This window comes from Thiomonas sp. FB-Cd, assembly GCF_000733775.1.
Classification (GTDB): domain Bacteria; phylum Pseudomonadota; class Gammaproteobacteria; order Burkholderiales; family Burkholderiaceae_C; genus Thiomonas_A.
This window is the reverse complement of the sequence record NZ_JPOE01000005.1, coordinates 1,505,504-1,527,509: the sequence shown is the minus strand read 5'-3', so window position 1 is coordinate 1,527,509 and position 22,006 is coordinate 1,505,504. Positions and strand designations below refer to the sequence as shown.

Here is a 22,006-nt window from a genome sequence, read left to right as displayed (position 1 = left end):
CCCGGCGAAAACATGCATTATTCTGCCTTTCGATTGGATATGCATTTTGTTGCCACACGTTCAAGGAGCACTCAAGTGACTCAGTCGTCTCAGGTCGATTACCGGACCGACCCTTCTCGCTACAAACACTGGAAACTCAGCTTTGACGGTCCGATTGCGACCCTGGCGGCGGATTTCGACGAAAACGCCGGCTTGCGCCCGGGCTACAAGCTCAAGCTCAACAGCTATGACCTTGGCGTCGACATTGAACTCAACGACGCCCTCAATCGCATCCGATTCGAGCACCCCGAGGTCCGTACCGTCGTGTTGACCAGCCTCAAGGACAAGGTCTTCTGCTCCGGGGCGAATATTTTCATGCTGGGCCTCTCGAGCCACTCCTGGAAGGTCAACTTCTGCAAGTTCACAAACGAAACACGCAACGGCATGGAAGATGCATCCCGTCATAGCGGGCTGAAATTTCTCGCCGCGATCAATGGTGCTTGCGCCGGCGGCGGCTACGAACTTGCCCTGGCTTGCGACGAGATCATCCTGATCGATGACCGCTCCAGCGCCGTCAGCCTTCCCGAGGTCCCCCTCCTGGGCGTCCTGCCCGGGACAGGCGGCCTCACACGCATCACCGACAAGCGTCACGTGCGACATGATCTTGCAGACATCTTCTGCACCACCGCCGAAGGTGTGCGTGGTCAAAAGGCGAAGGACTGGCGCCTCGTTGACGCCATCGCCAAACCCGCAGTTTTCGCGCATACCGTGCAACAACGCGCGCTCGAGCTGGCAGCCACCAGCGACCGCCCTGCAAGCGGCAAGGGTGTGGCCCTGACCCCGATTGAGCGTCACCTTGAGGTCGACGTGTTGCGTTATTCAAACGTCACCGTCGCGATCGACCGCACCAAGCGCACGGCAACCTTCACCATCAAGGGCCCGCGCGGCAACCAGCCTGCGGACATGGCGGCGATCGAAGCCCTTGGCGCAGCGTGGTACCCGCTGCAAATGGTGCGCGAACTCGACGATGCCATTTTGTCGATGCGCACCAACGAACTCGACATTGGCACCTGGCTGATCAAGACCGAGGGCGAAGCCGATGCCGTGCGATTGCTTGACGCCACGCTGATGGCCAACCGGGGCCATTGGCTCGTGCGTGAGACCATCGGGCTTCTTCGACGCACCCTGAGTCGGCTTGATGTCTCGTCGCGCAGCTTGTTTGCATTGGTGGAGCCCGGCTCGTGCTTTGCTGGCACCCTGCTTGAGCTTGCGTTGGCCTGCGACCGCATCTATCAGCTGGCGCTGCCGGACGACCCGGCGCGCGCACCGAAAATCGTTGTCGACGAAGTCAACTTCGGGCTTTTTCCGATGGTCACTGGCCAGAGTCGGCTGGAGCGCCGCTTCTACGGCGAAGATGCACCACTCAATGCCGTGCGTGACAAGGCAACCCAGGCGCTCGATGCGGACGCCGCATTCGCCTTGGGGCTCGTGACCAGCAACCCTGACGACATCGACTGGGCAGACGAGATTCGTATCGCCATTGAAGAGCGCGTGGCCATGTCGCCTGACGCCCTGACCGGGATGGAGGCCAACCTGCGCTTCAACGGTCCTGAAAACATGTTCACACGCGTGTTTGGCCGCTTGACGGCCTGGCAAAACTGGATTTTCCAGCGGCCCAATGCGGTCGGCGACAAAGGCGCTTTGAAAGTCTACGGCAAGGGCGACAAAGCGGCCTTCGATTGGAACCGCGTCTGATCTTCACCCTGCAGCGCGATGCCGGATGGCGCGCTGCCCATGCGTTGTGTTCACCGGATTTACTTCAGGATTGGAGACCAAGATGGCCAACATCGACTACAGCGAAAAGATTCCCAACAATGTGCGCCTCAACGAGGACCGCACGCTCCAGCGCGCGCTGGAGCAGTGGCAGCCCAACTACCTCAACTGGTGGAGTGACATGGGTCCGGATGGCTCCCAGGGCTTTGACGTGTATCTGCGCACTGCCGTCAGCGTTGACCCCCAGGGCTGGGCGCAATTCGGCCACGTCAAGATGCCCGAGTACCGCTGGGGCATTTTTCTCAACCCGGCCGACCCGGCACGCAAGATTCATTTTGGCGACCACATGGGCGAGAACGTTTGGCAGGACGTCCCCGGTGAATATCGCGCCAACCTTCGACGCATCATCGTCACCCAAGGCGACACCGAGCCGGCCTCGGTCGAGCAGCAGCGTCATCTCGGCCTCACCGCTCCCAGCCTTTACGACCTTCGCAACCTCTTCCAGGTCAACGTCGAAGAGGGGCGCCACCTTTGGGCCATGGTCTACCTTCTGCACAAGTACTTCGGACGCGATGGTCGTGAAGAGGGCGCCGCGTTGCTTGAACGCCGAAGCGGCCAACAGGACAACCCGCGGATCCTCCAGGCGTTCAACGAGGAAACTCCCGACTGGCTGTCGTTTTTCATGTTCACCTATTTCACAGACCGCGACGGCAAATTCCAGCTGTGTGCCTTGGCCGAATCCAGCTTCGACCCATTGGCCCGAACGACCAAGTTCATGCTCACCGAAGAGGCGCATCACATGTTCGTTGGCGAATCGGGCGTGTCGCGCGTGATCCAGCGGACATGTCAGATCATGAACGAACTCAGGACTGACGATCCCGCCAAGCTGCGTGCGGCTGGCGTCATCGATCTGCCGACCATTCAGCGCTACCTGAATTTTCATTTCAGCGTCACGATCGATCTATTTGGAGCCGATCAGTCGAGCAACGCCGCCACCTTCTACTCCACGGGCTTGAAGGGACGCTTCGAGGAAGGCAAGCGCACCGACGACCACATGCTCAAGCACGATAGCTACAAGGTTCTGCAGGTGCGCGGCGACGCCCTGGTTGAGCAGGAGGTGCCGATGCTCAACGCGCTCAACGAGGTCTTGCGCGACGACTACATCAAGGACAGCGTTGGCGGGGTCGAACGCTGGAACAAAGTTATCGAGAAGGCCGGCATCGCCTTCCGGCTCAAAGTGCCCCACAAGGCATTCCACCGCAGCATTGGCACACTGGCCGATGTCAAGGTGGCACCGGACGGGCGTGTCGTGAGTGAGGCCGAGTGGAATGCGAAAGTCAATGACTGGCTTCCCAGCCCGGCTGATCGGGTATTCGTCGCGTCGCTGATGGGCCGCGTTGTGGAGCCCGGTCGATTTGCCAACTGGATCGCGCCGCCGGTGATGGGCATCAATCGCCAGCCTGCAGACTTCGAGTACGTTCGCTTCAATTGATCGCATGCGATGTGCGCGCCGCCCACGGCAGACCCGCCTGAGCCGACGCGCACCGCCTTATGGAGACCGCCATGGACATGGCTGCCACCACACTCATCCGTCAGCATCTGATCGACCCTGAGATCTGCATCCGCTGCAACACCTGCGAAGCCACTTGCCCGGTCGGAGCCATTACCCACGACTCGCGCAATTATGTGGTCGATGCCAGCAAGTGCAATATGTGCATGGATTGCATCTCACCGTGCCCTACGGGCTCCATCGATAACTGGCGCACGCTGCAGCGCCACGCCGCCTACAGCGTCACGGAACAGCTGGCATGGGACACGCTCCCAGCAGAACTCAGTGCGGAGCAACTCGCTGATGCCAGCGCAGCGCAGATCCCACAGCCGCTTGAGTCGGATGTAGCGACTGCGCCCGCGGGCGATCAATCCACGCTCAAGGGTGGCAGCTTCGGTGCAACGATCCCGCCTTGGTCAGCCGCCCATGCCTACACGAACTTATACGGCCCGAAGGCACCTGAACACTCGATCATCGCGACGGTCGTGGGCAATGTGCGCGTGACGGAAGTTGGCACAGACTATGACACGCACCACATCGTGCTTGATTTCGGATCGATGCCCTTCCCTGTCCTCGAGGGGCAGTCCATCGGCATCATCCCGCCGGGCGCGGATGCCCAGGGACGTCCGCACCATGCCCGCCAGTACTCTGTCGCAAGCCCACGAAACGGCGAACGGCCTGGCTACAACAACCTGTCACTGACGATCAAGCGGGTGCTCGAAGATCATCAGGGCAACGCCGTGCGTGGCGTGGCATCGAACTACATGTGCGATCTGCGCATCGGCGACAAGGTGCACGTGATCGGGCCCTTTGGCGCCAGCTTTCTGATGCCCAACCACCCGCGTTCCAACATCGTGATGATCTGCACAGGCACCGGCAGTGCCCCCATGCGCGCGATGACGGAGTGGCGCCGGCGGCTTCGGCAGTCCGGAAAATTTGACGGTGGAAAACTCATGCTGTTCTTCGGAGCGCGCACCAAGGAGGAGCTGCCGTACTTTGGGCCGCTGCAAAACCTGCCGAAGGACTTCATCGATATCAACCTCGCCTTCTCGCGCACTCCGGGACAGCCAAAACGCTACGTGCAGCATGCCATGCGCGAGCGCGGCGCCGACCTCGCGGAACTGCTCGCCGATCCAAACACGTGTATCTATGTTTGCGGTCTCAAGGCAATGGAAGAAGGCGTCATGCTGGCGCTTCAGGATGTTGTCTCCGAAGCCGGCATGGCTTGGGAGACACTTGCGGCGGCGCTCAAACGCCAAGGCCGTCTTCATCTGGAGACCTACTGATGGAGTCACTGCGAACCTTGCTGGTGACCCGACGGTCGGCTGGCGTGACCCAAGTCAGCATGTCGCGCCCGGCCGTCTTCAATGCTTTCGACGAAGCCATGATCGGCGAACTCGATCGTGTCTTCTCGGAGCTTGCCGAGGACCCCGCCACACGCGTCATCGTGCTGGCTGGGGATGGCAAGCACTTCAGCGCGGGCGCCGATCTGCAGTGGATGCAACGTGCCAGTCAGGCCTCGCACGAATGGAACCTGGAAGACGCACGGCGTTTCGCCGCGATGCTCTGGCGCATCGACTCCTGCCCTAAGCCCACAGTGGCGCGAGTGCAAGGCGCCGCCCTTGGCGGGGGAGTCGGTCTGATTTGCGCCTGTGACATTGCGATTGCTGCGGACAACGCAACCTTTGCCGTCAGCGAGGCCAAGTTCGGCATCCTTCCTGCGGTGATTGGACCCTATGTCACCAATGCGGTAGGCCGCCGCCAGGCACGACGCCTGGCGCTGACCACCATGCGCATCGATGCCGCAGAAGCATTGCGCATTGGACTCGTGCACGACGTCGTGTCGCCTGCCAGGCTCGACGAGGCCATTGACGCCATGGCCGCGGAGCTGCTGGCCGGGGCTCCCGATGCGCAGCGCGAGATCAAGCAGCTCTTTTCCGGGCTTGAAGTCGGCCCGATCACGGCAGAAGTGCGTGAGTTGACCGCACAAACCATCACTCGCGTGCGCGGCGGTGATGAGGCACGCGAGGGGTTCGCAGCGTTTCTTGCCAAACGCCCCGCCGCCTGGATTCCACGATGAGCCGCCCCTGAGTCGATTTACGCGGTGTGCGCATCGGTTTAATCCGCTTGGGCGCTCTGGCGACCGCTATGCGCTTGCAGCGAGCGGCGCCGGCGCGTCAGCCAAGGCATCGCTGTGATTGTCGAGCGCATCCGATATGGGACCTTGGACTGCGCAATTCCATCGTCCTGCAATGGCGCCATACGCATGACGAAGGCGCGGACTAGCGCCAGATCCGGCATCGCGTCCCCGGCCTGCGGCGAAAACTGGCATGCACGTACAGCCCAATGGCGGCCGCGCGCGATGTCAACCTCAGGCCAAGCGCGCCGCAGCTTCGAACACGACGCTGGGCGACGATCCCTGCGCCAATCACGTCCGTCCGCTGCGTGCCGGAGCAACAACCCCGCGACTGGCACGCCAATCAAAGCAACGTTGCCGTGATCTCCTGCACGAGGACATCCGAAGCCTCCTCGGGAATGTAGTGGCCGCAATCCACGGCGTGACCGCTTACCTGCTCGGCCACGAGGCCCCACTCGTGCAAGGGATCAAAAAGTCGCCCAACGATCCCATTGCTTCCCCACAGCACATGCAATGGGCATCGCACGCGACGCCCCTGCTCACGGTCCAGCCGGTCATGCTCCAGATCGATCGATGCCGAGGCGCGGTAGTCCTCACACATCGCATGCACCGCGCCTTCGCTGCGCAGCGCCGACCGATATGCAGCTTGAGCCTCCGGCGTGAAGGGCGTCATGCCGGCAAAACGCTGTCCCATTACGGCGTCAATATAGGCATCCGGGTCTGCACCGATCATCGTCTCCGGGAACGGGCTGGGCTGGATCAGGAAGAACCAATGAAAGTAGGCCGTGGCAAAGGCACGGTTGGTTTGCTCATACATCGCCAACGTGGGGGCGATGTCGAGCAGGATGGCCTTGCGCACGGCATTCGGTGAGTCCATGCACAGACGGTGTGTCACGCGCGCACCGCGATCATGCGCGCAGACGAAGAATGAATCGAAGCCCAGACTGCGCATCACTGCCACCTGATCCGCCGCCATGGCACGTTTGCTGTAGGTGCTGTGGTCGGACTGACCGTGTGGCTTCGATGAGGCCCCGTACCCACGCAGGTCCGTGGCCACCACCGTGTAGTTTTCGGCCAGCCGCCCGGCAATTTTGTGCCAGATCACATGGGTCTGCGGATGGCCATGCAACAGCAAAAGCGGCGGCCCGCTTCCGCCGACACACCCGGCGATTTGCACATCGCCTGCGGAAATATGAAAAGGACGGAAGTTCTCGAACATTTTCGGCGCCCGCTGCATCTACGGTTGAGGCAACAGCGTGAAGTGCTCCACGTGAGGCGGTTCCGCGAAAAACGGACCAACGATGGCGCGCCACTGCGCAAAGGCTGGCGAGCCACGAAATGCAACCGTGTGGTCTTCCAGCGTGTCCCATGAAATCATCAGCAAATACCGCTCAGGACTTTCGATACCCTTCTGGATCGTGTAGCCCCGAAAGCCTTGGGCGTGGGCAATGACGCTTTGCACGCCATGCACGATGGCGGCGTCGAATTCGGCCTGGCGGCCAGGTTGGATGCGGATATCGGCGAGTTCCAGAATCATGGTTCGTCCTTGCTCGGGAGTGACATGCCTGAGGATAGCGCGGTCAGGACTGGGGCGTGCGACGTGCCCTGGTGTCCGGCTTGCACGACACTGGAATCGGAAAAGAACCGTGTGCACGTTTGCGCACGCTCTTGATCGCAGTAAGCTGCGATGCATTCCCACTTCTGCGCTTCCTCAATCCCAAAAGAGCGCGTCGCGCCAGTTGGTGGCTCGACGTCGCCATCCCTATTGCTTTCGCATGCCCTCACTCTCACATTCCGGTCCCCCTGATGCAGGGGCATTGCCGCTCATGTATTCGCCAGGAAGTTGGCGGTCTGTTTTGCATCTCCAGTACACGTCGGTCAACGGCAAAACGCTCGACCGCGGGCAGCATGCGGGCGCTGTGCGGGTCCTGGCTGCCTTGCGCCCAGAAGGCCCAGGAATTTGCCACCATGTTCTGGTGCACCCGCCGGGTGGCCTGGTCGGTGGCGACCGCATTGAGATCACCGTGGACGTCGGCGCAAACGCCCACGCTCTCATCACAACCCCCGGGGCCACGCGCTTTTACCGCAGTTTGGGACAGCCCGCTGTGCAGCAGGTCCTTGCGCAACTGCAATCCGGCGCGCGGCTTGAATGGCTTCCACTGGAGGCTCTGGCCTTCGATGCCTGCCTGGCGGAGAACCGCGGAGTGTTCACGCTGGAGACCGGAGCCGAAATGATCGGATGGGACATGCTGGCAATAGGGCTTCCAGCAGCGGGCCAAGCGTTCCGGCGCGGGCATGTCGTGCAGCATTTGGAATTGCCGGGCATCTGGCTTGAGCGCGGACGGATCGACGCGCAAGACGACGTCTTGCTTCGTGCGCCGGGTGGTCTGGCCGGACATACGGCAATGGGAACCCTGTGGTTCGCAGCGGGCAGCGCCATCGCGAGCGAGCGAGCCCAAGCCCTTTTGAGCGCAGCACGTGAAGTGCTCCAGGAATGCCTGGATGGCCGAATCGGCCGCGTCGGCCTGATGCATGCAGCGGCCACGCAACCGAACCCGCAGGTTCTTGTCGTGCGCACGCTGGCAGCGCGCATTGAACCGATCCACCACGCACTGACCGAAGTCTGGTCCGCGTGGCGATCGGTGGCTTGGCACCTTGGCGCCTGCACACCACGCGTGTGGCGCACCTGAAGCGGGGCAGTCCGCTCAGACCGCGAGCAACTCCCGCACGCCGTCAGCATCCATCGCGTTGCCGTCGCCTGCGCGAATGATCTCACCGCGCGACATGACGCAATAGCGATCAGCAAGGGCCTGCGCGAAATCGTAGTACTGCTCAACAAGCAGGATGGCCATGTCGCCGCGCGCGGCAAGCATCCGAATCACCCGCTCGATATCCTTGATGATCGACGGCTGGATTCCTTCAGTCGGCTCATCCAGCACCAGCAGCCTGGGACCGGCGGCCAACGCTCGCGCGATGGCGAGTTGCTGCTGCTGCCCTCCGGAGAGGTCTCCACCGCGGCGCCGCAGCATCTGCCTGAGCACAGGAAACAACTCAAACAGCTCCGCCGGAATGTCGCTTCCCGCGGGCTTGGTGGCCAGCCCCATGCGCAAATTCTCCTCCACCGTCAAACGTGGGAAGATCTCGCGGCCCTGCGGCACGTAGCCGATGCCCAGGCGTGCACGCGCGTCGGGCCGGAGGTTGTCAATGCGCTGCCCGTCCATGATGATGCTTCCACTACGAATGCCAACCAGGCCCATGAGGGACTTCAGCAGCGTGGTCTTGCCCACTCCGTTGCGGCCAAGAAGCGTGAGCACCTGCCCTTTTTCCAAATCCAGGCTGACGTTGCGCAGGATGTGGCTGCCACCGTAATACTGGTTGACGGATTCGAGATGGAGCATGGTGTGTCCCGTATCCATCTCAGCGACCGAGGTAGACCTCGACCACGCGCTCGTCAGCCTGCACTTGCTCGAGGCTGCCTTCGGCCAGAACGCTGCCCTCATGCAGAACCGTCACCTTGTGCGCGATCTTGCGCACAAACTCCATGTCGTGCTCGACCACCACCAAGGTGTGCTTTCCGGCCAGCGAGGCGAACAACTCGGCGGTGCGGTCCGTCTCGGCGTCGGTCATGCCTGCGACTGGTTCATCCAGAAGCAGCAGCTTGGGGTCGAGCATGAGCAACATGCCAATTTCCAGCCACTGCTTCTGACCGTGCGACAAATCGCCAGCGCGGCGTGCAGCCTGGTCCTCCAGACGAATCTGCAGCAGCACGCTCTCGATTTGCTCCCGCTGCGCAGCAGTGAGGCGAAAGCTCAGGGCCTTGCGCGCACGTTTGTCGGCCTTGAGGGCGAGCTCCAGGTTGTCCTGCACACTGAGTTCCTCGAACACGGTGGGCTTCTGAAACTTGCGGCCGATGCCGGCGTCGACGATTTGGGCCTCGCGGAGAGCGAGCAGATCGATGGTCTGGCCAAACCAGGCTTCGCCAGAGTTGGGACGCGTCTTCCCGGTGATTACGTCCATCATCGTCGTCTTGCCCGCCCCATTGGGTCCGATGATGCAACGCAGCTCGCCGGTATCGATGGCGAGCGAAAGACGGTTCAATGCGCGGAATCCGTCAAAGCTCACGCTGATGTCTTCAAGATAGAGCACGACACCATGGCTCGTGTCCAGCCCCGCCGTGCGCATATGGCCATAGCCGGGTTGGGCGTCTCCGCCAAGTTCCGGACCGGGCTCCTGGAACACGATCTCCCGCCAGTCCAGATTAACCACGGCGTCGCCTCCATTGCTTCCAAACACCGACGATGCCATAGGGCGCAAAAAGCGTGACGACGATGAACATGGCGCCGAGCAGGTAAAGCCAAGCCTCGGGAATTGCCACGGTCAGCCAGCTCTTTGCGGCATTCACCAGCACGGCGCCGATGATGGGGCCGATGAGCGTGCCGCGGCCGCCGATGGCCGTCCATATGGCAATTTCAATCGAGTTTGCGGTCGACATCTCGCTCGGATTGATGATGCCCACTTGGGGCGCGTACAGTGCGCCTGCAATGCCGCACATCATGGCGGAGACGGTCCAGACCCCGAGCTTGAACCACTGCGGGTTATAGCCGCAAAACATGACGCGGCTCTCTGCATCACGGATCGCCGTGAGCACCCGGCCAAATTTGCTGCGCACCAGCCAACGCGCGAACAGGAACATCGCAGCGAGCGTCAGGCTGCTGGCAACGAACAGCGAAACGGTCATCCCGGAAGTCCCCATTGGAAAGCCGAGAAGCACCTTGAAATCCGTCAGCCCGTTGTTGCCCCCGAAGCCTGTCTCATTGCGGAAGAACAACAGCATCGCCGCATAGGTCAGCGCCTGGGTGATGATGGAAAAGTACACGCCCTTGATGCGTGAACGAAAGGCGAAGAAGCCGAACACGAAGGCGAGCAGGCCCGGAGCTGCGAGAGCGAGAAAGAGGGCATAGGCGAAATGCTCGGTGCCCACCCAGTACCAGGGAAAATGCGTCCACTGCATGAACTGCATGAAGTCGGGCAAGTTGCCGCTGGCTGCGTTCATGGCCCAGTTGAGATACATCCCCATCGCGTAGCCACCCAGCGCGAAGAAAAGGCCATGGCCAAGCGAGAGAATGCCCGCATAGCCCCACACCAGGTCCATGGCAAGCGCAACCATGGCGTAGCAGAGAATCTTTCCGGCTAAGCCCACCCAGTACTGCGACAGGTGCATGGCGCTGCCCTGTGGTACCGCCAGGCTAAGAAGCGGCGTCGCCACGCACGTCAAGAGCACAAAGACCACGAGCACCGCCCAGCCCCATGCAGGAAGAAAGCTTGCTGGCGTCTGGAGTTGCACGCGCGGCGCCAAGGAGCGCGCACTGGAAGCCAACAACGGGTTATGGGTAGGCACTGCACTCATCGTGTCGACCTTTCGCTGGATCCGCGCACAAGCGCGGCGACTGGAGCTTTTCCTCGCATATCAGCTTTCCACGCTGCGGCCCTTGAGGGCAAACATGCCCTGCGGGCGCTTCTGGATGAAGAGAATGATGGCGATGAGAACCGCGATCTTCGCCAGCACCGCACCGGCCACGCCTTCGAGCAGGGTATTGACGACGCCCAACCCGACGGCCGCTGCCACGGTCCCGGTGAGTTGCCCCACGCCGCCCAGCACGACAACCATGAAACAGTCCACGATGTAGTTCGTCCCCATCTCGGGGCCGACGTTCCCGATCTGGGTCAGCGCACAACCGGCGAGTCCGGCGATGCCGGTGCCCAACCCGAACGCCAGCATGTCGACCCGCGCCGTTCGCACGCCCACGCAGGACGCCATTGCACGGTTTTGCGTGACGGCACGCACGAACAGGCCCAGCCGGGTCCGCGCGATCAGCAACCACATGGCCAGCAACACCAGCACGGTGAAAGCGATGATCACCATGCGGTTGTAGGGCAACATCAGGTTGGCCACCACGTGCAGCCCGCCTGACATCCACGGCGGGTTGTCGACCTGCACATTCTGGGGGCCGAACAGGCTGCGCACAGCCTGGATCAGCACCAGGCTGATACCCCACGTCGCGAGCAATGTTTCAAGCGGACGGCCGTAAAGGCGACGAATGATCGTGCGCTCGACCAGCATGCCCATTGCGCCGGCAACGATGAACGAGAACGGCACTGCGGCGATCAGCGAATAGTGAAGCGCCCCTGGCGCATAGCGCTCGAACAGCCCTTGCATGACATATGTGGCATAGGCACCCAGCATGATGAATTCGCCCTGCGCCATATTGATCACACCCATGAGGCCGTAGGTCACGGCCAAGCCGAGCGCCGCCAGCAGCAGGATGCTGCCCAGGCTGATGCCTGAGAACAGCGTGCCCAAGCGCCCCCCCCAGGCCAGGCGCTCGTTAATCAAGTCGAGACTCTTTTGGATTTGCGCACGCACCTTCGGGTCCGGCTCGACGAATTGCCCGTCGCTCGTGCCCAGACGCGCGAGCAACAACGTGCGCACCGCCGGATAGTTGCTCGCAGCCAGATCTTCAGCGGCGGCAAGGCGCTCGCCCGCATTCTTGCTGGTCAAGATAATGGCCGCTCGCAGCAACTGCAGGCGCTCCAGGATCTCGGGGTCCTTCTCCGTCTTCAGCGCCTCTTCGACCAGAGTACGGTCGACCGATGTGGGGTCGTCCTGCAACTGCCGCACCGCCTTGATCCGCTGCTCGCGTTCGGGTGCGAACAAGTCGAGCGCAGCACGCGCCGACTGCAACTCCTTGCGCACATAGTTGTTGTTGATCACTCCCTGCGCGTTGTCGCTCGGCGTCACCACTTTCCCGGTCGCCAGGTTCACCCATGCCTCGCCCCTTTGCACCTGCACCATGGTGCCGTCGACCTGCACGCGATTGTTCAGGAGATCGGCGAGAAATGCGGCAAGCTGCGCATCGGGCTGCGCAGCCGCCTTGTGCAATGCCGCGATGCGCGCGTCGGTGTCGCCACTCGACAGCGCCAGAGCCTCCTGCGGGGTGAGCGCCCGCGCCACCGGGAGCGCCGCCAGCAACGCGACCAGCACCACGCCAAAGGCAATGCGCAGGCCGCTGAGCGGCCGCCACGTGGTCAGGTCTGAGCATCGCATGATGTCGAGTGTGAAAAGGTGGGAGCGCGGGCCGTCGCGGGAACGACGCGGCCCGCTTGGGTATGGACTCAGGCGTTTTTCGGCTTGGGAATGTAGGGGCTCCAGGACTCGCCGGGAACCAGACCCTTGGACTTCCACACCACGTCGAACTGCCCGTCAGCGCGGAGCTGGCCGATGAAGACCGGCTTGCTCAGATACTGGTTGGGCAGCAACTCCACCGTGTAACCGTCCGGTGCGGCGAACTTTTGACCGACCAGCGCCTTGCGCACTTCATCAACCTTTGTGGACTTGGCCTTCTCCACCGCCTGCTTCCACATATGAATGCCAATGTAGGAGGCCTCCATCGGGTCGTCAGTGACGGGATAATCCTTCAGTCCCTTCGTTTTGACCCAGTGGTCCCACGACTTGACGAACTTCGCGTTGCCAGGATTCTTCAGCGACTCGAAGTAATTCCACGCGGTGAGTTGACCGACCAGGGGTTTGGCGTCCATGCCAGCGATTTCCTGCTCGGCAACCGAGAACGCGACCACCGGGATGTCCGTCGCCTTGATGCCCTGGTTGCCAAGCTCCTTGTAGAAGGGCACGTTGGAGTCGCCATTGATGGTCGAGATGACGCAAGTCGGGCCCGCCGAGGCAAACTTCTTGATGTCGGCGACGATCGTCTGGTAATTCGCGAAGCCGAAGGGCGTGTAGACCTCGGCGATGTCCGCATCCTTGACACCCTTGGAGTGCAGAAAGCCCCGCAGAATGGCGTTTGTGGTGCGTGGATAGACGTAGTCGGTGCCGAGCAGGAAGAATCGCTTGGCGCCGCCGCCGTCCTTGCTCATCAGGTATTCGGTCGCCGGGATGGCCTGCTGGTTGGGCGCGGCGCCGGTGTACACCACGTGCTTGTTCTCCTCCTGGCCTTCGAACTGCACCGGGTAGAAAAGCAAGCCGTTGAGCTCATCGAGAACCGGCAGCACCGACTTTCGCGACACGGAAGTCCAGCAGCCAAAGATCGCTGCCACCTTGTCCTGCGAAATCAGCTGCCGCGCCTTCTCGGCAAACAGCGGCCAGTTCGACGCCGGGTCGACGACCACGGGCTCGATCATGTGGCCGTCCACGCCGCCGGCGGCGTTAATCTCAGCGATGGTCATCAGGTCCACATCCTTGAGCGCTGTCTCGGAGATGGCCATCGTGCCCGAGAGCGAGTGCAGGATGCCGACCTTGATGGGCGATTTCTTCGCCGCGATGGCCGGGAAAGGCAGGCTGCTCGCGGCAGCGGCGGCGACTGTGGCGCCCACTGTTTTTAATGCGGTTCGACGATCCATCTAGGTATCCCTCCAAGGTTGTGCGAATTGCCACGTCATCATCAGCAAGTCCTGTGCCACGTCTCGCACGCCCCTTCAACGCGGCTCAGCCGCAACGAAAGCCCGATCGCTGGCACCAAGGCTCGCGCCTTGTTCAGCCAATGCGCGCCTGGCCTTGATGCCATGCTGGTGTGCCCTCCAAAAGCGCCTGCGCGCACGCAAGCCCGCACGCACAACCATGACGCGCCATTCACCCGGTCGCCTTGCAACGCACCACGCGCGGGCTGCCACGCACAGGTATGGTTCTTGCGGGTCCACGGCGCAAGCGTTGCCCGGGCACTGCGGCGCGCAAGGGCTAAGCTTGCGAACATTGCCCAGAACCTTTCGAGCCATGGACCTTACCCCCCGTGAAAAAGACAAGCTGTTGATCTTCACCGCTGCGCTGCTTGCCGAGCGCCGCAAGGCGCGCGGAGTCAAGCTCAACGTGCCGGAGGCCACGGCCTACATCAGCGCAGCCATCCTGGAGGGTGCCCGCGACGGCCGCACGGTCGCCGAACTGATGAGCTTTGGCCGCACCCTGCTCACCCGGGACGACGTGATGGACGGAGTGGCGGAGCTCATTGCCGACATCCAGGTGGAAGCCACCTTTCCGGACGGCACCAAATTGGTGACCGTGCACCAGCCTGTCCTATGACGCCCCATCCCGGAGCATGCACATGATTCCTGGAGAAATCCTCTGCGCCGATGGTGACCTGGAGCTCAATCCGGGTCGCACCACCCTCACGATGGTTGTCGAAAACGCGGGCGACCGCCCGATTCAGGTTGGCTCGCACTACCACTTCGCGGAAACCAATCCTGCGCTGCGCTTCGACCGGGCAGCGGCTCGGGGCATGCGGCTGAACATTCCCTCCGGAACTGCGGTGCGCTTCGAGCCGGGGCAGCAGCGCACGGTAGCCCTGGTGGCCTATGCCGGCGCGCGCGCCGTGGTGGGATTCCGGCAAGCCGTGATGGGCAAACTCTGACTCTGGCGCTCATCACCCCGCGCAACCCTTCGAGGACCGACACCCATGCCCACCCTCTCCCGCCGCGCCTATGCGGACATGTTCGGCCCCACCATCGGCGATCGTGTGCGACTGGCCGACACCGAACTTCTGATCGAAGTCGAGGACGACTACACCCTGCGCGCCGGCGGCTACGGCGAAGAGGTGAAGTTCGGTGGCGGCAAGACCATCCGCGACGGCATGGGCCAAGGCCAAGCCACACGCGCCGAGGGCGCAATGGACATGGTCATCACCAACGCGCTCATCCTCGACCACTGGGGCATCGTCAAGGCGGACGTGGGCATCCGCGGGCAGCGCATTGCCGCCATCGGCAAGGCCGGCAATCCCGACGTGCAGCCGGGCGTGGACATCGTCATTGGTCCGGGCACGGAAATCCTCGCTGGCGAAGGGATGATCCTCACCGCCGGCGGCATCGACAGTCACATCCACTTCATCTGCCCGCAACAGATCGAGGAAGCGCTGATGAGCGGCGTCACCACCATGCTCGGAGGCGGCACAGGACCGGCCACCGGGACCAATGCCACGACGTGCACGCCGGGGCCGGAAAACCTCGCGCGCATGCTGCAGGCGGCCGAGGCCTTCCCCATGAACCTGGGTTTCTTTGGCAAAGGTAACGCCAGTCGCCCGGACGCGCTGCGCGAACAGATCGATGCCGGTGCCATCGGGCTGAAGCTGCATGAGGACTGGGGCACCACGCCCGCGGCGATCGACTGCTGTCTGTCGGTGGCCGAGGCGAGCGACACCCAGGTCGCCATCCACACGGACACGCTCAACGAGTCGGGTTTCGTCGAGGACACTATCGCCGCGTTCAAGGGTCGCACCATTCACACTTTCCACACCGAAGGTGCCGGCGGCGGGCACGCACCGGACATTCTGAAGGTGCTCGGCGAAGCCAATGTCCTCCCCTCGTCCACCAACCCCACCCGGCCGTTCACTGTCAACACCATCGACGAGCATCTCGACATGCTCATGGTGTGCCACCACCTCGATCCCAACATCGCCGAAGATCTGGCCTTCGCCGAAAGCCGCATCCGCCGCGAAACCATCGCCGCCGAGGACGTGCTGCACGACCTCGGTGCCATCAGCATCATGTCCAGCGACAGTCAGGCCATGGGGCGCGTGGGCGAAGTCATCCTGCGTACCTGGCAGACCGCGCACAAGATGAAGATGCAGCGCGGCTGGCTGGCACCGCCCCAGGCCGGCGCGGCGCAGGGCGAAACCCGCAATGACAATTTCCGCGCCAAGCGCTATGTCGCCAAATACACCATCAACCCCGCGCTGGCACACGGCATGGCGCATGAAGTGGGTTCTGTGGAGGTAGGCAGATGGGCTGATCTGGTGCTGTGGCGCCCGGCTTTTTTCGGCATCAAGCCGAGCGTCGTGGTCAAGGGCGGCTTCATCGCCGCCGCGCTGATGGGCGACGCCAACGCCTCCATTCCCACGCCGCAGCCGGTGCACACCCGGCCTATGTTCGGCGCCTTTGGCGGCGCGCGGCTCGCCACGTCGCTGACCTTCGTCTCGCAGCAGGCGCTGGGCCTGGGCATCGGCGCGCGTTTGGGCCTGCGCAAGACGCTCGCGGCCGTGCGCAACTGCCGCAGCGTGAAGAAGGCCGATCTCGTGCACAACGCGTACACGCCGCGCATGCAAGTCGATGCCCAGACCTACGAGGTGCGCGCCGACGGTCAGCTCTTGACCTGCGAGCCAGCCAGCGTTCTGCCGATGGCGCAACGCTATTTCCTGTTCTGAATCCGGCGCACCCCGACCCGAAGGACACCAACATGATTCCGCGGTTTCGCTTCAGGATCGGGTCACCGAGGCATTTCGAGGGCCGGTGGGCACGCGCGGCGCCCTGCGCGCAAGAACAAGGATGCCTGGATGCTGACCGTCAATAAATTCATCCGACAAGGGCGCGGTCTGGCCACCGCGCTGACGAGACGTGCCAGCAGCCTTGCCCTGGACTGGGACACGCGCAGCAAAAGCCGCTTCGACGCGCACGACAGCGCGGGGCGCCACATTGCCGTGTTTCTGCCGCGAGGCAGCGTGCTGCGCGGCGGCGACGTGCTGGTGGCGGAGGATGGCTCGCTGATCCGCGTGGAGGCCGCACCGCAGACTGTGCTGCAGGTGAGCGCCTGCGCCGAGCACGGCACGCCGACGGATTTGCTGCGTGCCGCGTATCACCTGGGCAATCGCCATGTGCAACTCGAGGTTCAAGCCGATAGGCTGCAGTTCGAGCCCGACCCCGTGCTGGCCGACATGCTGCGGCGCATGCACCTGATCGTCATCGAGGCCCAAGCAGCGTTCGAGCCTGAAGCGGGCGCCTATGGCGACGTCCAAGGCCATCCGCATGGCCATGGGCACGGCAAGCCTCACACCCACGCCGGTCACGGCCACGAACATGGCCCTGAACGCTGAGGCCACGACGGTGGCCTCAGCCTGGCAGACCTCGTCAAGGGAGTTCGCGCTGCTGCACATGATGTGGCTGGCGTCGCCCGCCTTACCGGTGGGCGGATTCAGCTATTCCGAAGGTGTGGAAGCGGCGGTAGACGCTGGGCTGGTTGCCGACGAGGCGCAAACCCTTACCTGGCTGCGCGGACAGTTGCAGCTCACCCTGGCCCGAAGCGAGCTGCCGGCGGCCTGCGCCGCGCACGCCGCGTGGCAGGCCGCCGATGCTGCCGCGTTGCAAGCGATCCAGACTTGGGTGCTCAGCACGCGCGAAACGTCCGAGCTGCGCCAGCAGACCCTGCAGATGGGTCGTTCAATGCTGGAGTGGCTGCGCAACCTGCAACCCGCGCACCCGGGACTGGCACTTGCCGCGCAACTGTTGCCTGCCCCGGCCTGGCCCTTGGCGTTCGCCCTCGGCGCCTTGGCGCTGGGGCTGGACGCCGAACACAGCGCGCATGCGCTGGCCTTCTCCTGGCTGGAGAACCAGGTGCAAGCCGCGATGCGTGTCGTCCCCCTCGGCCAGAGCAGCAGCCAACGGCTGCTTGCAGCGCTCGTCCCCGACATTCCCGCCGCCGTCGCTCAGGCGCGAGGCCTGCAGAATCGCATGGAGGACTGGCAGAGCTTCGCCTGCATGCTCGCCATCCTCAGCTCCCGTCACGAAACCCAGTACTCACGGCTGTTCCGATCATGAACCCCATCAACTCCCCATCCGCTTTGCACGACATCCCCAACCGCAGCAAGCAGCTGCCACCGCTGCGCGTGGGCATCGGCGGCCCGGTAGGCTCGGGCAAGACAACCCTGCTCGAAATGCTGTGCAAAGCGATGCGCGGGAACTACGACATCGTGGTCGTGACCAACGACATCTACACCAAGGAGGACCAGCGGCTGCTCACCGCGGCAGGGGCTCTGGAGCCGGAGCGCATCATGGGGGTCGAAACGGGCGGCTGCCCGCACACGGCAATTCGCGAAGATGCGTCCATCAACCTCGAGGCGGTGGACCGTATGCTGGACCGGTTCCCGGACGCCGACATCGTGTTCATCGAGTCGGGTGGCGACAATCTCGCAGCCACCTTCAGCCCCGAGCTTTCGGATTTGACGATCTACGTCATCGATGTGGCTGGCGGTGAGAAGATCCCCCGCAAGGGTGGCCCCGGCATCACCAAGAGCGACCTGTTCGTGATCAACAAGACTGACCTCGCCCCTTACGTGGGAGCCAGCCTCGACGTCATGCGCGCTGACACCGAGCGCATGCGCACCGGGCCCAAAGGCCTGCGACCTTACGCCATGACGAACCTCAAAACCCTGGACGGACTCGACACGGTGGTGCGATTCATCGAAACCAAGGGTCTTCTGCACCCCGCCTGATCACCGCGGGGCGCGACCATCTGCTGGCCATGCTGAACACGCAGTACGCTCACGCCAAGGCACCAATGACCTGTAGGGCGCAACCGGGGTGGGTGGCTGCCCGCCGTGTGCCGTGGCAAATCCGGCGCGCTGGGGACGCTGGCGTCATCTTCAGTTTGCGGCGTAGGGTTGACGCGCCCGATGCCGTCGACCATGATGATGCTCGCACTCGCTCCATTCGGCCTTCAGCCTGACCAACCACCGCCGAGCGCAACGATGCGCCGGCGCCTCGCATGATCGAGACCACCATACCGCCACACATCCTGCTTCTTGCCCACGGCTCACGCCAACCGGATTGGGCGCGTCCCTTTGAGGCTGTGCTGTCTAGCCTGCGCCGCGCGCGCCCAGACCTGAGCGTGGAGCTGGCCTACCTTGAATTCATGCAACCCACGCTACGCGCGGCGCTGGACACGGCGGGGGCTGGCGGCTGCCGCCGCCTGGATATCGTCCCACTCTTCCTGGGTGCGGGCGGCCACCTGCTACGCGACATTCCGCAGGCGGTCCGGGAAGTGCAAACCCGCCACCCCAAAATGCACGTGCGCGTTGCTCCTGCGGCGGGCGAGTGCCCCAATGTCATCGAAGCGCTGGCCGCTTATGCACAGCAATGTGCCGGCGATGGGTAACGCCAGCATCGCCCGTGCCCGGTCCAGCGGCCCCACGCAAGGCATGGAACTTGCTGCACGTTCAGCATGGCCCGTAGGGTCCGCAAACGGCACAACCCTGTGCTGGCGCAATGCAACGCAGGAGATCTTATGACCCGCAATGACGTGACCGAAGCCATTATTGCCGCGAAAATCGCCAAGGGCCTGAGCTGGTCCGACGTGGCAAAGGCCGTAGGGCTGAGCAAGGAATGGGTAACCGCCGGCTGCCTCGGTCAAATGACCTTCAGTGCCGAGCAAGCCGGCATTCTGGGCAATCTGTTCGACTTGCCAGCCGATGCCGTGCAATGGCTGCAAGTGGTGCCGTACAAGGGCTCATTACCGACGAGCCTGCCCTCGGACCCGCTTATCTACCGCTTCTATGAGCTCGTCAGCGTGTATGGCACCACCTTCAAGGAACTCATCCATGAGGAATTTGGCGACGGCATCATGAGTGCAATCGACTTCACGATGAACCTGACTCGCGAGCCTGACCCCAAGGGCGACCGCGTGCACATCACCATGAGCGGCAAATTTCTCCCCTACAAGTCGTACTGATCATTTGCGCGGCAAACCTCCCTCGTTCACGGCAAGGAGGGATAGCGCGGATGCCACAGGCGTCCCTATTGGTCTTGAAGTGGTCGCCGAGGTGCTGCACCTTTAACCAGCTCTAAAGCGACTCCAGGTCTTCAAGTTCGAGCTTCGGCCAAGCGGCCAGCAGCAGCGCCAGATGCGCCGCTTCGCCGGTTCGTGTTCAACAAGGCGCTGGCGTTGCAGAAGACAATCCTCGAGGCGGGCGGACGATTCATCAGCTACGTCGACATGGCCGAGCTGTCACTGTTGCGTATCCGGATACCACTGGGGAGGCGGCAGTTCGGCGAAAACACGCCGCACACCCACCGCCCAGCGGTCGGAGAGCTCTCGCCAGTAGGCATCCTGCTCGTCGATGTGGAATTTCATGTCAGCGCGCAAGTGGTTGATGGGCAGCAACAGCAGATCGATCGGCAGGCCCACGCTGACGTTGCTGCGCATGGTCGAGTCAAAGCTGACCAGCACGCACTTGGTCGCATCAAGGAGCCCAATCTCGGGGCGGATCACGCGATCCAGTATGGGTTTGCCGTACTTGATCTCGCCAATCTGCAGGAAAGGGGTCTCGGCGGTTGCCTCAATCGCGTTGCCTTCGGAGTACACCAGAAAAAGGCGCGGGCGCTCGCCCTGGATTTGGCCGCCAAGTAAAAACGATGCGCTGGCGTCAATGCCGCTCTTGGCCAGATAGGGTTCGTCACGCTCGCGCACTTGGCGCATGGCTTGGCCCAGGAGCATCGCCACATCCGCCATGCTTGCAGCGTTGGTCCAGTTCAGCACATCGCCTTGGCGCACCGCGCGGTGCAGGTGTTCGATGGCTCCCTGGGTGACGCTCAGGTTACCGGCCGACAGCATGGTGATGACGCGTTCGCCGGGCTGCTCCAGCACATGCAGTTTGCTAAAGCGGCCGATATTGTCGACACCCGCATGGGTCCGACTGTCGGAGGCAAAGACCAGGCCCGCATTGAGCTTGACGGCGCAGCAATAAGTCATGGGTCGAATCGTGGGTTGGAGTGCTGCAGCATACGTGGCCCGGCGCCAGCCACGCATGCCGAGCGGCTCAGGCTGCGCGGCGCAGCGGGGTTTTCGCAACGAAAAAGCGCTCGTCGACCGCTGCCTCGGCGGCGTAAATGTCGAACTGGCGAGCAGCGCCGAATGCAAACATGCTTTCGGCATCTTCCTTGGGCTCCAGGTACGACACGCCGGCAAGGGCCTTGCCAACCAGACGCGAGGTGGGCTCGGAGGGGTTGACCTGAAGCGATGCGAGAGCCTTTTGCGCCTCAATCAGACAGTAGGACGCAGAGCGTGGGAAATCCGGTCGACGCAGCAGCATGTCGGTCACACCCTTGCGGTTGGGCTCGCCGTGCAGGCGCCTCAGTGGCATGAGCGCAGAGGCCGATTCCAGCATCGCGACGCGATGAAACGCGGCATGTGGGCTGTCGGGGCCATCCCGTACAAGGGAAAACTCAGGATCGGCCTGGGTCGTCCACATGCGCACCGAGCCGTCGGCACGCTCGAGGAAAGTGCCCAGGCGCAAAAAATGCCAAGGCTCGCTGCGCAGCATGGTGGCGAACGTGACACCCCGAAAGGCATCGGAGAATGCCATGATTTCGCTGATCACGTGCCCCAATCCGCCGTTGACCAGATGCTGGCGCTTGAGGCTGCGCATTTTGCTCAGCATGAGCTGCACGGGCGCCACTACCTCGGCGGGCACCACCGAGCGCTGGTTGCGCGCCGCGTCTCGCGCAAGTTGCACGCAAGCCAGGACCGAGGACGGATTCTCGCGGTCGAGGACGCAGCGCCACAGCATCTCGGCCGGCTTCATGTCCTCGCCGGCCATGCCCGGGGGAATGGATCCCGTGGCCAGCAATGGCAGCGCCCACACGGTATGTCCCGCCTGGGCGCCTCGCGAGCCCGGCAGCGCGGCCAGCCGTCGGGACAGGTCCAGAAGCCGGGCCATGGATTCAGCGCGCTCCACGGCGCGTCCCATCCAGAATAAATCGGAGGCAGTGCGGCAAAGCATAGGGGGCTCCTTGTACCGAAC

22 protein-coding genes are annotated in these 22,006 nt (G+C 63.0%); 13 read left to right on the top strand and 9 right to left on the bottom strand.

The window, feature by feature from the left end; genetic code table 11:
- The first annotated feature begins 39 nt into the window (after positions 1-39).
- From boxC to CD04_RS0120860, 4 genes are all read left to right on the top strand, one after another.
- Complete coding sequence (gene boxC, locus CD04_RS0120875; RefSeq protein WP_369792862.1) at positions 40-1,734, top strand: 2,3-epoxybenzoyl-CoA dihydrolase; 1,695 nt, start codon at positions 40-42, stop codon at positions 1,732-1,734.
- 82 nt (positions 1,735-1,816) lie between these two features.
- The gene (gene boxB / locus CD04_RS0120870; RefSeq protein ID WP_031410363.1) at positions 1,817-3,244 is read left to right on the top strand and encodes a benzoyl-CoA 2,3-epoxidase subunit BoxB; all 1,428 of its coding nucleotides are present in this window, start codon (positions 1,817-1,819) and stop codon (positions 3,242-3,244) included.
- Positions 3,245-3,315: 71 nt separating this feature from the next.
- Positions 3,316-4,587: a benzoyl-CoA 2,3-epoxidase subunit BoxA gene (boxA, locus tag CD04_RS0120865; RefSeq protein WP_031410361.1), complete on the top strand. Its 1,272-nt coding sequence runs from the start codon at positions 3,316-3,318 to the stop codon at positions 4,585-4,587.
- On the top strand, positions 4,587-5,381 hold the full coding sequence (locus tag CD04_RS0120860) for an enoyl-CoA hydratase-related protein (RefSeq protein ID WP_031410359.1): 795 nt from the start codon (positions 4,587-4,589) through the stop codon (positions 5,379-5,381). The genes boxA and CD04_RS0120860 overlap by 1 nt, the downstream gene beginning before the upstream one ends.
- Before the next feature lie 400 nt (positions 5,382-5,781).
- Here CD04_RS0120860 and CD04_RS0120850 read toward each other — a convergent pair whose 3' ends face one another.
- Complete coding sequence (locus tag CD04_RS0120850) at positions 5,782-6,657, bottom strand: alpha/beta fold hydrolase (protein ID WP_031410354.1); 876 nt, start codon at positions 6,655-6,657, stop codon at positions 5,782-5,784.
- 18 nt (positions 6,658-6,675) lie between these two features.
- Positions 6,676-6,975: an antibiotic biosynthesis monooxygenase gene (locus tag CD04_RS0120845; RefSeq protein WP_031410352.1), complete on the bottom strand. Its 300-nt coding sequence runs from the start codon at positions 6,973-6,975 to the stop codon at positions 6,676-6,678.
- Between the two features lie 289 nt (positions 6,976-7,264).
- Between CD04_RS0120845 and CD04_RS0120840 the strand changes: the two genes are divergently transcribed.
- Positions 7,265-8,128, top strand: a complete 864-nt coding sequence (locus CD04_RS0120840) for an urease accessory protein UreD (protein ID WP_031410350.1) — start codon at positions 7,265-7,267, stop codon at positions 8,126-8,128.
- Between the two features lie 15 nt (positions 8,129-8,143).
- On the opposite strand, the gene urtE is transcribed toward CD04_RS0120840, so the two are convergent.
- From urtE to urtA, 5 genes are all read right to left on the bottom strand, one after another.
- On the bottom strand, positions 8,144-8,836 hold the full coding sequence (gene urtE, locus CD04_RS0120835) for an urea ABC transporter ATP-binding subunit UrtE (RefSeq protein ID WP_031410348.1): 693 nt from the start codon (positions 8,834-8,836) through the stop codon (positions 8,144-8,146).
- Positions 8,837-8,855: 19 nt separating this feature from the next.
- Entirely contained in the window at positions 8,856-9,743 is an 888-nt protein-coding gene (urtD, locus tag CD04_RS0120830; RefSeq protein ID WP_081858117.1) for an urea ABC transporter ATP-binding protein UrtD, read from the bottom strand.
- Entirely contained in the window at positions 9,697-10,845 is a 1,149-nt protein-coding gene (gene urtC, locus CD04_RS0120825; protein WP_031410343.1) for an urea ABC transporter permease subunit UrtC, read from the bottom strand. The genes urtD and urtC overlap by 47 nt, the downstream gene beginning before the upstream one ends.
- Positions 10,846-10,905: 60 nt before the next feature.
- Positions 10,906-12,543, bottom strand: a complete 1,638-nt coding sequence (urtB, locus tag CD04_RS0120820; protein ID WP_081858116.1) for an urea ABC transporter permease subunit UrtB — start codon at positions 12,541-12,543, stop codon at positions 10,906-10,908.
- A 68-nt stretch (positions 12,544-12,611) separates the two neighbouring features.
- Positions 12,612-13,853 (bottom strand): urea ABC transporter substrate-binding protein, encoded by a 1,242-nt coding sequence (gene urtA, locus CD04_RS0120815; RefSeq protein WP_031410340.1) that lies wholly within the window; start codon positions 13,851-13,853, stop codon positions 12,612-12,614.
- A gap of 370 nt (positions 13,854-14,223) precedes the next feature.
- On the opposite strand from urtA, the gene ureA reads away from it, so the two are divergent.
- From ureA to cynS, 8 genes are all read left to right on the top strand, one after another.
- Positions 14,224-14,526: an urease subunit gamma gene (gene ureA / locus CD04_RS0120805; RefSeq protein WP_031410336.1), complete on the top strand. Its 303-nt coding sequence runs from the start codon at positions 14,224-14,226 to the stop codon at positions 14,524-14,526.
- Between the two features lie 22 nt (positions 14,527-14,548).
- Positions 14,549-14,854 carry an urease subunit beta gene (locus tag CD04_RS0120800; protein ID WP_031410335.1) on the top strand — a complete coding sequence of 102 codons (306 nt, stop codon included), beginning with the start codon at positions 14,549-14,551 and terminating at the stop codon, positions 14,852-14,854.
- A gap of 45 nt (positions 14,855-14,899) precedes the next feature.
- Complete coding sequence (locus CD04_RS0120795) at positions 14,900-16,639, top strand: urease subunit alpha (protein ID WP_031410333.1); 1,740 nt, start codon at positions 14,900-14,902, stop codon at positions 16,637-16,639.
- A 129-nt stretch (positions 16,640-16,768) separates the two neighbouring features.
- Complete coding sequence (ureE, locus tag CD04_RS0120790) at positions 16,769-17,305, top strand: urease accessory protein UreE (RefSeq protein WP_031410331.1); 537 nt, start codon at positions 16,769-16,771, stop codon at positions 17,303-17,305.
- Positions 17,306-17,363: 58 nt separating this feature from the next.
- Positions 17,364-18,026, top strand: a complete 663-nt coding sequence (locus CD04_RS0120785; protein ID WP_051849540.1) for an urease accessory protein UreF — start codon at positions 17,364-17,366, stop codon at positions 18,024-18,026.
- Positions 18,023-18,700 carry an urease accessory protein UreG gene (gene ureG / locus CD04_RS0120780; protein WP_031410327.1) on the top strand — a complete coding sequence of 226 codons (678 nt, stop codon included), beginning with the start codon at positions 18,023-18,025 and terminating at the stop codon, positions 18,698-18,700. The genes CD04_RS0120785 and ureG overlap by 4 nt, the downstream gene beginning before the upstream one ends.
- A 272-nt stretch (positions 18,701-18,972) precedes the next feature.
- On the top strand, positions 18,973-19,362 hold the full coding sequence (locus CD04_RS0120775) for a sirohydrochlorin chelatase (RefSeq protein ID WP_031410325.1): 390 nt from the start codon (positions 18,973-18,975) through the stop codon (positions 19,360-19,362).
- Between the two features lie 129 nt (positions 19,363-19,491).
- The gene (gene cynS / locus CD04_RS0120770; protein WP_031410323.1) at positions 19,492-19,935 is read left to right on the top strand and encodes a cyanase; all 444 of its coding nucleotides are present in this window, start codon (positions 19,492-19,494) and stop codon (positions 19,933-19,935) included.
- Positions 19,936-20,211: 276 nt separating this feature from the next.
- Here cynS and CD04_RS0120765 read toward each other — a convergent pair whose 3' ends face one another.
- Both CD04_RS0120765 and CD04_RS0120760 read right to left on the bottom strand, forming a co-directional pair.
- Entirely contained in the window at positions 20,212-20,955 is a 744-nt protein-coding gene (locus CD04_RS0120765; RefSeq protein ID WP_031410321.1) for a peptidase, read from the bottom strand.
- 67 nt (positions 20,956-21,022) lie between these two features.
- Positions 21,023-21,985 carry an alpha-E domain-containing protein gene (locus CD04_RS0120760; RefSeq protein WP_197033180.1) on the bottom strand — a complete coding sequence of 321 codons (963 nt, stop codon included), beginning with the start codon at positions 21,983-21,985 and terminating at the stop codon, positions 21,023-21,025.
- Between the last annotated feature and the right edge of the window lie 21 nt (positions 21,986-22,006).

What these genes read in the sequence shown, in the direction of transcription:
- boxC (WP_369792862.1), top strand. Translation starts at nt 40, where the DNA reads ATGCATTTTGTTGCCACACGTTCAAGGAGCACTCAAGTGACTCAGTCG.
- boxB (WP_031410363.1), top strand. Translation starts at nt 1,817, where the DNA reads ATGGCCAACATCGACTACAGCGAAAAGATTCCCAACAATGTGCGCCTC.
- boxA (WP_031410361.1), top strand. Translation starts at nt 3,316, where the DNA reads ATGGACATGGCTGCCACCACACTCATCCGTCAGCATCTGATCGACCCT.
- CD04_RS0120860 (WP_031410359.1), top strand. Translation starts at nt 4,587, where the DNA reads ATGGAGTCACTGCGAACCTTGCTGGTGACCCGACGGTCGGCTGGCGTG.
- CD04_RS0120850 (WP_031410354.1), bottom strand. Translation starts at nt 6,657, where the DNA reads ATGTTCGAGAACTTCCGTCCTTTTCATATTTCCGCAGGCGATGTGCAA.
- CD04_RS0120845 (WP_031410352.1), bottom strand. Translation starts at nt 6,975, where the DNA reads ATGATTCTGGAACTCGCCGATATCCGCATCCAACCTGGCCGCCAGGCC.
- CD04_RS0120840 (WP_031410350.1), top strand. Translation starts at nt 7,265, where the DNA reads ATGTATTCGCCAGGAAGTTGGCGGTCTGTTTTGCATCTCCAGTACACG.
- urtE (WP_031410348.1), bottom strand. Translation starts at nt 8,836, where the DNA reads ATGCTCCATCTCGAATCCGTCAACCAGTATTACGGTGGCAGCCACATC.
- urtD (WP_081858117.1), bottom strand. Translation starts at nt 9,743, where the DNA reads ATGGCATCGTCGGTGTTTGGAAGCAATGGAGGCGACGCCGTGGTTAAT.
- urtC (WP_031410343.1), bottom strand. Translation starts at nt 10,845, where the DNA reads ATGAGTGCAGTGCCTACCCATAACCCGTTGTTGGCTTCCAGTGCGCGC.
- urtB (WP_081858116.1), bottom strand. Translation starts at nt 12,543, where the DNA reads ATGCGATGCTCAGACCTGACCACGTGGCGGCCGCTCAGCGGCCTGCGC.
- urtA (WP_031410340.1), bottom strand. Translation starts at nt 13,853, where the DNA reads ATGGATCGTCGAACCGCATTAAAAACAGTGGGCGCCACAGTCGCCGCC.
- ureA (WP_031410336.1), top strand. Translation starts at nt 14,224, where the DNA reads ATGGACCTTACCCCCCGTGAAAAAGACAAGCTGTTGATCTTCACCGCT.
- CD04_RS0120800 (WP_031410335.1), top strand. Translation starts at nt 14,549, where the DNA reads ATGATTCCTGGAGAAATCCTCTGCGCCGATGGTGACCTGGAGCTCAAT.
- CD04_RS0120795 (WP_031410333.1), top strand. Translation starts at nt 14,900, where the DNA reads ATGCCCACCCTCTCCCGCCGCGCCTATGCGGACATGTTCGGCCCCACC.
- ureE (WP_031410331.1), top strand. Translation starts at nt 16,769, where the DNA reads ATGCTGACCGTCAATAAATTCATCCGACAAGGGCGCGGTCTGGCCACC.
- CD04_RS0120785 (WP_051849540.1), top strand. Translation starts at nt 17,364, where the DNA reads ATGATGTGGCTGGCGTCGCCCGCCTTACCGGTGGGCGGATTCAGCTAT.
- ureG (WP_031410327.1), top strand. Translation starts at nt 18,023, where the DNA reads ATGAACCCCATCAACTCCCCATCCGCTTTGCACGACATCCCCAACCGC.
- CD04_RS0120775 (WP_031410325.1), top strand. Translation starts at nt 18,973, where the DNA reads ATGATCGAGACCACCATACCGCCACACATCCTGCTTCTTGCCCACGGC.
- cynS (WP_031410323.1), top strand. Translation starts at nt 19,492, where the DNA reads ATGACCCGCAATGACGTGACCGAAGCCATTATTGCCGCGAAAATCGCC.
- CD04_RS0120765 (WP_031410321.1), bottom strand. Translation starts at nt 20,955, where the DNA reads ATGACTTATTGCTGCGCCGTCAAGCTCAATGCGGGCCTGGTCTTTGCC.
- CD04_RS0120760 (WP_197033180.1), bottom strand. Translation starts at nt 21,985, where the DNA reads ATGCTTTGCCGCACTGCCTCCGATTTATTCTGGATGGGACGCGCCGTG.